This window comes from Phenylobacterium sp. (assembly GCF_036264965.1).
Classification (GTDB): domain Bacteria; phylum Pseudomonadota; class Alphaproteobacteria; order Caulobacterales; family Caulobacteraceae; genus Phenylobacterium.
In genome coordinates this window covers 1-10,676 of record NZ_DATAPY010000062.1, presented here as the reverse complement: position 1 = coordinate 10,676, position 10,676 = coordinate 1, and the positions used below count along the sequence as shown (strand labels likewise).

The following is a 10,676-nucleotide window of genomic DNA, read 5'->3' as shown; positions in this document are numbered from 1 at the left end:
CGCCGCCGCCGCCGCCAATAAGACGGCCGGTAAGGCCCCGGCCAAGGCCGGCGCGAAGACCGCCCCGGTCGCCGCCAAAGGCGTCGCCAGCGGCCGCCTGGTGCAGATCATCGGCGCCGTCGTCGACGTGGAGTTCGACGGCCACCTGCCGGCGATCCAGAGCGCCCTGGAAACCACCAACACCGACCAGCGGACCGGCAAGGACTTCCGCCTGGTGTTCGAAGTCGCCCAGCACCTGGGCGAGAACACCGTGCGCGCCATCGCCATGGACACCACCGAGGGCCTGACCCGCGGCCAGCCGGTGTTCGACACCGGCAAGCCGATCACCGTGCCGGTGGGCCCGGCCTGCCTCGGCCGGATCATGAACGTCATCGGCGAGCCGATCGACGAAGCCGGCCCGATCGCCCAGACCTTCATGTCGTCGATCCACCGCGAGGCGCCGTCCTTCGCCGAGCAGTCCACCTCAGCCGACATCCTGGTCACCGGGATCAAGGTGATCGACCTGCTCTGCCCCTACACCAAGGGCGGCAAGACGGGCCTGTTCGGCGGCGCCGGCGTCGGCAAGACCGTGACCATGCAGGAGCTGATCAACAATATCGCCAAGGCCTATGGCGGCTATTCGGTGCTGGCCGGCGTCGGCGAGCGCACCCGCGAAGGCAACGACCTCTATCACGAGATGATCGAGTCCAAGGTGAACATCGACCCGAAGGAAAACAACGGGTCCACCGAAGGCTCCAAGTGCGCCCTGGTCTACGGCCAGATGAACGAGCCTCCGGGCGCCCGCGCCCGCGTCGCCCTCACGGGCCTTGCCCAGGCCGAGTACTTCCGCGACGTGGAGGGCAAGGACGTCCTGCTCTTCGTGGACAACATCTTCCGCTTTACCCAGGCCGGCGCCGAAGTGTCCGCGCTCCTGGGCCGCATCCCCTCGGCCGTGGGCTATCAGCCGACGCTCGCCACCGAGATGGGCAACCTGCAGGAGCGGATCGCGTCCACTAGCAAGGGGTCGATCACCTCGGTGCAGGCGATCTACGTGCCCGCCGACGACATGACCGACCCGGCGCCGGCCACCTCCTTCGCCCACCTGGACGCCACCACGGTGCTCAGCCGCGACATCGCCGCCCAGGCGATCTTCCCGGCCGTCGACCCGCTGGACTCCACCTCGCGGATCATGGACCCGCTGGTGATCGGCGAAGAGCACTACACCGTCGCGCGCCGCGTGCAGGAGACTCTGCAGGCCTACAAGGCGCTCAAGGACATCATCGCGATCCTGGGCATGGATGAGCTGTCGGAAGAGGACAAGCTGACGGTCGCGCGCGCCCGGAAGATCTCCAAGTTCCTGTCGCAGCCGTTCCACGTGGCCGAGCAGTTCACCAACATGCCGGGGATCTTCGTCAGTCTCGAAGACACCATCCGCTCGTTCAAGGCCGTGGTGGACGGCGAATACGATCACTTGCCGGAAGCCGCCTTCTACAACGTCGGCACGATCGAGGACGCGGTCCGCAAGGCCGAGACCCTGGCGGCGGAAGCCTCAGCCTGATGGCCGACAAGCTCCACTTTTCGCTGGTTTCGCCGGAGCGCGAGCTGTTCTCCGGGCTCGTCGATCAGGTCGACGCGCCGGGCTCCGAAGGCGACTTCGGGGTCCTGGCTGGCCATGCGCCGTTCATGACGGCGCTGCGCGAAGGCCCGGTCACCGTGCACCATGACGGGCAGATCACCGTCTATGAGGTGCGCGGCGGCTTTGCGGATGTCACTCCGGACGGCTTCACGGTGCTCGCAGAGCACGCGATTGAGGCAGCTTGAATTTATAATTGTAATATTGCCGCCGGGATGTCTTGCTTCCGGCGTCTTGGTCCCGTTTTATGGCCCGCTGAAAAGTCAGGGGAACTCCTAAGATGCGTATCGTCCTTGCCAGCCTGATCGCCGCCACGGCCGCGGTGTCCGTGGCCCAGGCCCAAACCCCTGCGCCCGCCCCGCCGGCGACGCCGGCTCCGGCGGCCGACCAGCCTGCCGCGCCGGCTCCGCCCGCCGCCACGCCGCCTGTCGCCACCCCGGACGCCGCCGCCCCGCCCGCCGCCGCCGAGCCCCCGCCGCCCACCGTGCCCACTACTGGCGATGGCGCCGCGATCATTTCGCTGGTTGAGAAGGTCTGTGTGCCGCTGGTCCGCGGCGGCAATCTGGACGATATCGCCAAGGCCAACTCGGCGACGCTCGGCCTGAAGAAGAACCGCCGCGACAACAGCTGGACCATGCCGCTGGGAACCACCAACAAGGACTACAACGTCACCATCTTCGCGCCGGGCGCCAACAAGGACGTCTGCCGCGGCGAGGTCCACTATGCGCTGGGCGAGGACAAGCCGATCGTCAGCGCGGTCAACATCTGGTCCTTCCTGCACCAGCCGGAGCTGATTTCGACCGCCAACTATGTGGCTGTGGATCCGGACGGCGTGAAGCGCGTGCGGAAGTCCTGGGAGCATCTCGACTCGACCTCGTCGATCGGGATCAACTTCTCGACCTGGACCAAGCCTGACGACAGCTCGCTGAACGCCAAGTACTCGACGGGCGAGATCTTCTACCAGGAACGCAAGCTCGGATGAGCTGGACTGACGCCGCGGGTCTCGCCGGCGTCCTGATGATCCTCGTGGCCTACGCCGGCGCGGCGCTCGGACGGCTGGATCCCAAGGGGGGCTGGTCGTTGCTGGCCAATTTCGTGGGCGCCTGCGGCATCCTGGTCTCGTTGCTGCTGGCCAATTTCAACCTGTCGTCGACGGTGATGGAGGGCGCCTGGGCCGCGGTGGCGCTGATCGGCCTGGCGCGCCTGGCGCTCAAGCGGCCAGGCTGACCTCGTCTGCGAGCCAGCGCAGGGCCGCGTCCGCCACGCGGTCCCAGCCGGGTTCGCCCACCAGCCAGTGGCTCATCCCGGGCATGATCTTGAAGTCCGCGCCGATCCGATCGGCGATCGAGCGGGCGGTGGCCGGCGAATGCACCACATCGCCCTCGCCGCTGATCACCAAAGCCGGCGCGCTGATGGCGCCGGGACCGACGCTGGTAGTCATGAAGGGGTCGAGCCACCAGTTCAGCGTTTCGCGCACCGCCATGGCGCTCTCCGGCCGAAGCCGCGCCACCGCCGCCTCGCGCTCGGGTTTCGGCATGCGGTCCAGGCTGTAGGCGCGCATCAGGCCGCGGTCAGGCGACAGGGCGCCAGACGAGAATGGCCCGATCATCTGCACGCCGAACGCCGTGGCGGCTTCTTCGAAGCTGGAGCCCACCACGCCCCAGGGCGGCGAGGGCGCCAGCAGGACCAGGGCCTGGACCGGGGCCTTCCGCGCCGCGAGCTGGGCCACCAGGCCCCCCATGGAATGGCCCAGCAGCACCGGCGGCTCCGGCTGCTCGGCGCAAAGGCGGGCGATATCGGCGGCGTAGTCCGACATCGAGACGCCCACCACCGCGCCGCTCGGCGCGCCGTCCTGATGGCCGCGCAGGTCTGGCGCGATCACTTCGAAGCCGGCGGCCTCGAAGGGCGCACGGAAATGCTCGAAGGCCCAGCCGCCGCAGAAGGCGCCGTGCACCATAACAATAGTGGTCATTCCACCCCACGCGGCGCGGCGAAGCGTCCGAAAGCGTCCACGACACGCTGATAGGCGGCCTTCTTGAACGGCACGATCAGTTCGGCCGCCTCGTCGAGGAAGGCCCAGCGCCAGGCGTCGAACTCCGGCGGATGCTGGGCGACCAGGTTGAAGTCCGCATCCTGGCCCTCGAAGCGGAAGGCGAACCAAACCTGCTTCTGGCCTTTCCAGCCGCGCAGCGCCTTGGCCCCCCCGTGGTTCGCCGGAAAGTCGTAGGCGATCCAGTCATGGGTTCGGTCAAGGAAGGTCGCCGCCGTGGCGCCGGTCTCCTCTGCCAGCTCGCGGCGGGCGGCGGTCTCGAGGTCTTCGCCCGGATCCACGCCGCCCTGCGGAAATTGCCAATTGTGCGGGCCGGGCGTGTGGGCGCGGCGGCCGAGCCAGACCCGGCCGTCCTGATGGAACAGGACGACACCGACATTCGGGCGGTAGAGCTCAAGGTCCTGGGTCATGCGCCCAGGCTTCTTAGCCTATCAATGGACGAGCGCCGAGACCGGCGTGAGTTGGAAACCGCGATCGGTCAGGGCGCGCGACCACTGGGCGACTTTTTCCAGGGTCACGGGATAGGCGAAGCCCGAGCCCACGGCCTGGCCACGCTGCAGGGCGCCGGCCTCAAGGGCCACCAGTTGCTGGTCGATCGCGGCCGGGTTCAGCTGGTCGTCGATCACCCGCTCGGCGGAGCCGCGGACCACGCCCTTGCCGCCGCGCCGCGCCGCTGAGCCATCGTCGACGAAGGCCACGCCGCGGCCCTTCAGCGCCGCCGAGAACGTCTGATAGGCGCCGTCCGAGGCCAGGAACTTCGAGCCCAGGTAGTTGGTCACCCCGAAATAGCCGGTGGCGCGCGAGAGGATCCACTCCAGCTTCTTCAGCGTATCGGGCCCCTGGGCGCCGGCCATCAGGGTGTAGGGGCCAGGGTCGTTGTCCGGATAGTCCACTGGCTCCATGGGCGTTTCCAGCAGCACTTCGTGGCCGTGGGCGCGGGCCATGTCGATCCAGCCCTGCAGCCCCTCGGCGTAGGGGCTGAAGGACAGCGTCACTTCGGCCGGCAGGGTCTCGATCGCCTGTTGGGTGGCGCGGGCGTTGAGGCCCAGGCCGCCGATCATCAGGGCGATCTTCGGTCGTCCGTTGGGCGCGAAGGGGCGGCGGTAGGCCTCGAAGGGCGTGCGCCCATCCTGGGCGATGATCGGCAACGGGCCCGCGGGCCCGGGCGCGAAAAAGCCGGCGACGGGGGCGACGGGCAGAGGCGCGCCGGGCGGCGGCGGGGGCAGCAACTTGTCGGGCCGGCTCCCGATGCCGGTGAGCGGCGCGAGCGGGCGCTCCGACAGGCGAATCACGTCCTGGCTGATGTGGGCGGGGCCGCGCAGGGGAACGAGGGTCTCGCGCCAGCCTTCCGGGGCGCGGGCGAGGACGCCGGTCAGCGACACGCGCACGGTTCCGCCGCCAGGCGCGGCGGGACCCAGGACCTTCGCCAGACCGAATGCGGCGGCGGCCAGCAGCAGGGTCGCGGCGGCCAGGCCGACATAGCGGTTGGTCATGAGGCCCTTGAGCTGGGCGCCTCCCAGGCTCGGGGCGGACAGGCGGGGAAGTGCGATCGTGGCCACGGCTCGGGTGCTCCTCGGCGAGGAGAGTGCCAAAACATGGTTAACGGAGGCTTCTCATCGTCCCGGAAAGAGACCCGAAGCGGAGGTCAGCTTGTGGCGGTGAAAGTCGCGTCCCGGCGGCGGCCGCGCAACAGGCCGCCGATGGCCCCGAACCCCAGGATCATGAGGCCCCAGGACGCGGGCTCGGGAACAGGCTCGCCCACTTCGCCCGGCGAACTGAAGGTGATGTTGTCGGACCCGACCCAGCCCGACCCGGTGAACCCACCGAAGTCCTGCGGCGTCATCGCCCCGAAACTCACCGAACTCAGGTCCGTGAAATCGGCGCTGAGGGTGTAGGTCGTGAAACCATAGCCGACATGGAAGGCGTCCTGGACCAGACAGTTTCCGGACCCATCGTCCGTGCAGTTCGCCTTCGTCCCCGTAATCGTCTCGGTGTCGCCCCCGGGGAGGTTGTACCAGCCCAGGCCCATATCGACGCTCTGCAGATCGAATGGCGCGCCGCTGACCAGCGACATCGTCACCGGCTCCGTCGATGCGGCCATGATCGGCGTCGTGACCGTGCTGTCGAAGGTGGACGGCGAGGGCATCATCCCATCCGGCGGGATGAAGAAGAGCTCCAGGCCCCAGAAGTTCATGCCGCCTTCGGAGAAACTCGTTCCCGCGGCGGTGTAGGTGGTGTGGCTGTTGAAATTGATGACAGCGGCGCCCGCAGCACTGCTCGCACCCAGGCCTATCGCCATGGTGGCCGCCGCGACCGCCAGCGCACGCTTGAACATCCAGCCGCCCTTCCCCGGGGCTAACGCCCTTAAGATACGTTAGCCCTATAGCAACAGACGCGAGGTGCGCGCCAACAAGCTTCACCTGGTGCGCGAATTTGCCGCCGAGCTTTGTTATTTGGGCGTGGGGGCCTTCACTTCAGCAACTTTGGACTTCGACAGGATGGCCGCCAGACGGGCGGTGGGGGCCGCCAGCTTCGGGGTCGCGGCGACGGAGCCGTACTTCAGAACGTCCTCGGCGCGGGCCAACTGGAAGTCCTTCTTGGCGTCGAAGCCTTCGGGCGGCGCCTCGGCCGGGGTGTGCGCGGCCTTGCGGACCTTGCCCTCGTCGGCGTTCAGCGCGTTCTTGAACGAGGCTTCGGAGAAGCCGAAGGCGCGGTTGGCGATCTCCTGCGCCTCGTCCTTGGTGGCGGCGACCTCAAGGTCCGGCTCGATGCCGGTCTTCTGGATCGAACGGCCCGAGGGCGTGTAGTAGCGCGCCGTCGTCAGCTTCAGGGCGCCGTCCATGCCGCCGCGCAGCGGGATCACGGTCTGCACCGAGCCCTTGCCGAAGCTGGTCAGGCCGACGATGGCGGCGCGTTTGCGGTCCTGCAGGGCGCCGGCGACGATCTCGGCGGCCGAGGCCGTGCCGCTGTCGATCAGCACCACCATCGGTAGGCCGTTGGTCATGTCGCCCGGACGGGCGTTGTAGCGTTCCACATCGCGCGGATCGCGGCCGCGCTGGCTAACGATCTCGCCGCCCTCTAGGAAGAGGTCGGAGATGCCGACCGCCTGGTCGAGCAGGCCGCCGGGATTGCGGCGAAGATCCAGGATCAGCCCCTTCATGTGGGGGTTCTTGGCCTTGATCTCGGCGAAGGCGGCCTGCGCTTCGTCCGTAGTCTTCTCGTTGAAGCCAGAGACCCGCAGGATGCCGTAGTCGCCGTCGAGCTTCGCCACGGCGGTCTTCTGCTTGATGACCTCACGCTGCAGCTTGACGTCGAACGGGTCGGACTTTTCGCGGGCGATGGTCAGGGTGACCGTCTCGCCGGGTTTGCCGCGCATCTGCTTCACCGCGTCGGTGACCGAAAGGCCCAACACGCTGTCGCCGTTGACGGCGGTGATGTAGTCGCCCGGCTTCAGGCCGGCCTTGGCGGCGGGCGTGTCGTCAATCGGCGAGATGATCTTCACCACGCCGTCTTCGGTGGTGACTTCCAGGCCCAGGCCGCCGTATTCGCCGCGCGTCTGGTCGCGCATGTCGTCAAAGCCCTCGGGGTCGAGGTAGCTGGAGTGCGGGTCGAGCGAGGTGAGCATGCCGTCGAGGGCGGCGTGGATCAGCTTGGTGTCGTCCACCGGAGCCACGTACTGGCGCTCCACGATGTCCAGCACGTCGCCGAACAGTCCGAGCATTCGGTAGGTGTTGGCCTTGGGCGTGGCCGCGGCCATCGCGTGCTGGCTGACATAGGCCATGGAGCCCGCGCCGAGCACGAAAGCCGAAACGCCGATCAGGAGGTACTTTTTCATCGCCTACCGCAGGCTCCCTGGCGGACCTGCCCGGACGGGGCAGATGTCCGCTTGATGATGCGCCGGCCACTCTCAAGCGGCCCTCGCATAAAAGCCCGCTCAGCCCGCTTTGTTCAGCCAGCGCCCCGGATCGACTGGAGCGCCTTGTTCCCGGACCTCCAGGTAGAGTTCCCTGGGAGCCTTCTCACCACCCTGCCCCGAATTCGGCGATTGTCGACCATCGGGCATGAAACCGACAGCTTCTCCCGCCGCGACAGATTGCCCGACCGAGACGGAGGTGCGGTCAAGACCAGCAAGCACCAAATGGTATCCACCCGCCAGTCTTAAGATCAAGATCACGCCCCAACCCTTCACGGGGCCTACATATTGGACATAGCCCGGACCAGGGCTGGCGACGCGGGCCCCACCGGCGGCGGCGAACGTGATGCCGTTGGCGCGCCCGCCGCTGGACAGGGCTTCGCCGAACCGCCGCAGGATCGGGCCAGGGGTCGGAATAGAAAGGCTTTGCGGCGGGGTGATGGCCGCTTCTGGGAGACCAGGCGCCCCCGGCGCCAGCGGGCCGCGCAGCACCGGCGGGCCTTCGGGCACCGGCGCGTTATCGGCCCGCGCGCTCTCGTTGGTGAACAGGGCTTCGCTCTCGACGGCCGCCAGACGGCGCTGGCGCATCATCTCGCCGGCCTCATGGGCGTAACCGCTGGCGCGGACCTGCAGGTCCGGTGTCATGGCCTTGACCAGGATGGCGGCGCGCACGGCGTTCTTGGCGTCTCTGGGACTGACCAGCAGGGCCGGCGGCGGGTCCTGCTTCAGCATCTCCAGCACGGACAGGAGCCGGGCGAGCTGGCCCATGTTGCGGGTCTGCTCGACGGAAAGCTGGGTCTCCTCGACGTTCAGCCGCGCCAGCCGCTCGCCGGTGGCGGCCACGGCGACCGCGCCTCCGATGGCGAGGGTCGCCAGGGCGGCGAGCGAAGCGGGCAGGATCAGGGCGCTCTTCATTCAGTCGCGATGATAGGGTGATCCGGCCAGGATGGTCACCGCCCGATAGACCTGTTCGGCCAGCATGGCGCGGGCCAGCGCATGCGGCCAGGTCTGCGGCCCAAAGGCGAGCTTGCCGTTGGCGCTCGCCAGCAGCTCCGCATCCAGCCCATCGGCCCCGCCGATCACGAACACCAGCCGGCGAACGCCGCGGTCGCGCAAAGCCGCAATCTCCTGGGCGAAAGCGCGGGAGGGCCGCGCGGCGCCATGCTCGTCGCAGGCGATGACGTGAGCGTCGATGAGGTGCGCCTTCAGGACCTCGGCCTCGGCGGCCTTGCCTGGCTTGCGGGCCTCGACCTCGATCACCTCGACCGGGCCGAGGCCCAGGGACCGGCCCGCGTTGGTCGCGCGCTCGACGTAGGTCTTCACAAGCTCGGTCTCGGGCGAGCGGGTCAGCTTGCCGATGGCGAGGAGGGTGATCTTCAAGCGCCTTAAGCGGCCTTCGTCGTCTTCTTGGCCGGTTTGGCCGTGGGCTTCTTCAGCGGCGGCAGCGGCTTGACCGGTTGCAGCGGCGGCAGAGGCTCGGCCTCGTCCCAGGCCTGCATCAGGCTGATCACCAGCTGGCTGAGCGAGGTCGCGGCCACGGCGGACCATTTGTTGGCGTGGTCGCAGACCAGCCGCGTCGAGGCCTCCGCCTCGCTGCCGGGCGGTGTTGGGCTCCAGGCCTGGTCGGCGTTGTCCTTGTGGATCACCAGATCGCCGAACCGCGAATAGACCGAGAAGCTCTTCCAGCGGATCATCCGCGCGGCGCAGTCGTATTCGTTGAGGGTGCGTACATAGCCCGGCTGCTGCGGGCCGCCGGACACCAGGGTCTTCTGGACTGTGACGCTGAAGGCGCGGCGCAGGTTGTCGGAACCCGGCACGGCCTCGACGGCGGCCGGGTCCATGACGGTGATCGCGTCGGGCTCGGCGCGCACCATGGCGAAGACGGCGGCCTGCGAGGCGGGCGCGGCGGCAAGGCCGGCCACCGCCAGCGTCAGGAACAGCCAAGCTCGCGGGCTCATCGCCGTCTTCGTGCTCCCAAATCCTGGGCCTCGCCTTAAAGCCAACCGGTCAAGCCCAGGTTACCGCGCCCGGGCCGTAAGATTGTAGCAACCCCTAGGTAGCGTAGCTTTGCAGACGTCCGGGTCCTGATTCGGACATACCAGACTGGGAGAGAAGCTGTGAAACTCGTGACCCTGGCGCTGGCCACCCTCGCGCTGACCCTGTCGGCCGGTGTGGCCTCGGCGCGTCCGGCGCACCATCGCCACTACGTCGTGCACCACCGCATGTCGCACCATGCGATGCATCACCACGCGGTCGTGCACCACCACCACCACCATCAGCCCTAAGGTTTCGAACCCGGCGTGCCGGGCGCGGCGGGGGCCGGCGGCGCGTCCTCGTGCGCCCAGCTACCCGGCGCGCCAGGGAACACCACCGGGCTCTCCCAGCCGTCGGGGCTCACGGCGCTGACGCCGAAATACCAGTCGTCGATGTTGACGTCCTTCAGCACCGCCTTGCCGCTCGGCGCAGCTTCGCGGGCGTAGCGCCACTGCGGATCGGTGGTGGAGCGCCACCAGAGGCGATTGTGCGCCGCGTCCGCCGCCGGTTGCCATTTCACCGTGGTGTCGGCGGAGACCGCGCCGGAGATGTCCACATGCGTTGGCGGGGCCGGCGCCATGGCCATCGAGGCCATGGTGATGACGTTCACCCGGGTGACATTGGCCAGATAGGCGAAGTCGACGCCCTCGATCACGTCGCCGTATCGGATGCCGTTCTCGGTGCGCAGGTCCTGGTGCTGGCGGTTGTAGTTCTCGTTGGCCTCGGTGACCCGGACGGCCGGGAAGCCGGCGTTCAGCATCTCTACCTGGTCGCCGCCGCGGGCGAAGCGGTCGGTGCGGTAGACCATAGTCACGTCGAAGTTGGCCAGGTAGCGATCGGCGATCCCGTCGATGAACCGGGCCAGCTGGCGCGAAGGGCTGTCCACCTCGCCGCCGTTGTAGCGCCGCCGGTCCGCCTCGGCGGGGGTCTCGGTAGTGCGCGTGCCCTCGGAGAACACCCGCACGTGGCGATCGTCGTGGGCGCCGCTGATGCCGTGGCTGTTGCCGATGATGTCGTTGTTGAGGTCGGCTTCGACCCGCCACTGATGGGCCACCGCATAGTCGGCG

General features: G+C 68.4%; 13 protein-coding genes and 1 pseudogene. 5 read left to right on the top strand and 9 right to left on the bottom strand.

Going from position 1 to position 10,676, the window contains the following annotated elements:
- The 4 genes from atpD to VHS75_RS08665 form a co-directional block, all read left to right on the top strand.
- Positions 1-1,537, top strand: a 1,537-nt coding sequence (atpD, locus tag VHS75_RS08680) for a F0F1 ATP synthase subunit beta (protein WP_329638213.1), incomplete at its 5' end; no start/stop codon positions are given.
- Positions 1,537-1,800 (top strand): ATP synthase F1 subunit epsilon, encoded by a 264-nt coding sequence (locus tag VHS75_RS08675; RefSeq protein ID WP_329638212.1) that lies wholly within the window; start codon positions 1,537-1,539, stop codon positions 1,798-1,800. The genes atpD and VHS75_RS08675, both read left to right, overlap by 1 nt.
- 92 nt (positions 1,801-1,892) lie before the next feature.
- Positions 1,893-2,594: a hypothetical protein gene (locus VHS75_RS08670; RefSeq protein ID WP_329638211.1), complete on the top strand. Its 702-nt coding sequence runs from the start codon at positions 1,893-1,895 to the stop codon at positions 2,592-2,594.
- The gene (locus VHS75_RS08665; protein ID WP_329638210.1) at positions 2,591-2,839 is read left to right on the top strand and encodes a CBU_0592 family membrane protein; all 249 of its coding nucleotides are present in this window, start codon (positions 2,591-2,593) and stop codon (positions 2,837-2,839) included. The genes VHS75_RS08670 and VHS75_RS08665 overlap by 4 nt, the downstream gene beginning before the upstream one ends.
- Here VHS75_RS08665 and VHS75_RS08660 read toward each other — a convergent pair.
- The 8 genes from VHS75_RS08660 to VHS75_RS08625 form a co-directional block, all read right to left on the bottom strand.
- A complete protein-coding gene (locus tag VHS75_RS08660) occupies positions 2,823-3,584 on the bottom strand; it encodes an alpha/beta fold hydrolase (RefSeq protein ID WP_329638209.1) in 762 nt (253 codons plus the stop codon). The two genes, VHS75_RS08665 and VHS75_RS08660, sit on opposite strands and share 17 nt — an antisense overlap.
- Complete coding sequence (locus tag VHS75_RS08655) at positions 3,581-4,072, bottom strand: RNA pyrophosphohydrolase (RefSeq protein ID WP_329638208.1); 492 nt, start codon at positions 4,070-4,072, stop codon at positions 3,581-3,583. The genes VHS75_RS08660 and VHS75_RS08655 overlap by 4 nt, the downstream gene beginning before the upstream one ends.
- Before the next feature lie 21 nt (positions 4,073-4,093).
- Positions 4,094-5,221 carry a divergent polysaccharide deacetylase family protein gene (locus VHS75_RS08650; RefSeq protein ID WP_329638207.1) on the bottom strand — a complete coding sequence of 376 codons (1,128 nt, stop codon included), beginning with the start codon at positions 5,219-5,221 and terminating at the stop codon, positions 4,094-4,096.
- An 86-nt stretch (positions 5,222-5,307) separates the two neighbouring features.
- Entirely contained in the window at positions 5,308-5,997 is a 690-nt protein-coding gene (locus VHS75_RS08645; protein ID WP_329638206.1) for a PEPxxWA-CTERM sorting domain-containing protein, read from the bottom strand.
- A 114-nt stretch (positions 5,998-6,111) separates the two neighbouring features.
- Positions 6,112-7,497, bottom strand: a complete 1,386-nt coding sequence (locus VHS75_RS08640; protein WP_329638205.1) for a S41 family peptidase — start codon at positions 7,495-7,497, stop codon at positions 6,112-6,114.
- A gap of 99 nt (positions 7,498-7,596) precedes the next feature.
- Entirely contained in the window at positions 7,597-8,490 is an 894-nt protein-coding gene (locus VHS75_RS08635) for a murein hydrolase activator EnvC family protein (protein ID WP_329638204.1), read from the bottom strand.
- Entirely contained in the window at positions 8,491-8,955 is a 465-nt protein-coding gene (rlmH, locus tag VHS75_RS08630; protein WP_329638203.1) for a 23S rRNA (pseudouridine(1915)-N(3))-methyltransferase RlmH, read from the bottom strand.
- 5 nt (positions 8,956-8,960) lie between these two features.
- Positions 8,961-9,533 (bottom strand): surface-adhesin E family protein, encoded by a 573-nt coding sequence (locus VHS75_RS08625; RefSeq protein WP_329638202.1) that lies wholly within the window; start codon positions 9,531-9,533, stop codon positions 8,961-8,963.
- Between the two features lie 159 nt (positions 9,534-9,692).
- On the opposite strand from VHS75_RS08625, the gene VHS75_RS08620 reads away from it, so the two are divergent.
- Positions 9,693-9,860, top strand: a complete 168-nt coding sequence (locus VHS75_RS08620; RefSeq protein WP_329638201.1) for a hypothetical protein — start codon at positions 9,693-9,695, stop codon at positions 9,858-9,860.
- Here VHS75_RS08620 and VHS75_RS08615 read toward each other — a convergent pair.
- Positions 9,857-10,676 (bottom strand): annotated as a pseudogene (locus VHS75_RS08615) (peptidase M28); the annotation flags it as partial. The gene VHS75_RS08620 and the pseudogene VHS75_RS08615 sit on opposite strands and share 4 nt — an antisense overlap.

Bases quoted from the DNA above. Each gene is read 5' to 3' on its own strand.
- VHS75_RS08675 (WP_329638212.1), top strand. From the start codon at position 1,537: ATGGCCGACAAGCTCCACTTTTCGCTGGTTTCGCCGGAGCGCGAGCTG.
- VHS75_RS08670 (WP_329638211.1), top strand. From the start codon at position 1,893: ATGCGTATCGTCCTTGCCAGCCTGATCGCCGCCACGGCCGCGGTGTCC.
- VHS75_RS08665 (WP_329638210.1), top strand. From the start codon at position 2,591: ATGAGCTGGACTGACGCCGCGGGTCTCGCCGGCGTCCTGATGATCCTC.
- VHS75_RS08660 (WP_329638209.1), bottom strand. From the start codon at position 3,584: ATGACCACTATTGTTATGGTGCACGGCGCCTTCTGCGGCGGCTGGGCC.
- VHS75_RS08655 (WP_329638208.1), bottom strand. From the start codon at position 4,072: ATGACCCAGGACCTTGAGCTCTACCGCCCGAATGTCGGTGTCGTCCTG.
- VHS75_RS08645 (WP_329638206.1), bottom strand. From the start codon at position 5,997: ATGTTCAAGCGTGCGCTGGCGGTCGCGGCGGCCACCATGGCGATAGGC.
- VHS75_RS08640 (WP_329638205.1), bottom strand. From the start codon at position 7,497: ATGAAAAAGTACCTCCTGATCGGCGTTTCGGCTTTCGTGCTCGGCGCG.
- VHS75_RS08635 (WP_329638204.1), bottom strand. From the start codon at position 8,490: ATGAAGAGCGCCCTGATCCTGCCCGCTTCGCTCGCCGCCCTGGCGACC.
- VHS75_RS08625 (WP_329638202.1), bottom strand. From the start codon at position 9,533: ATGAGCCCGCGAGCTTGGCTGTTCCTGACGCTGGCGGTGGCCGGCCTT.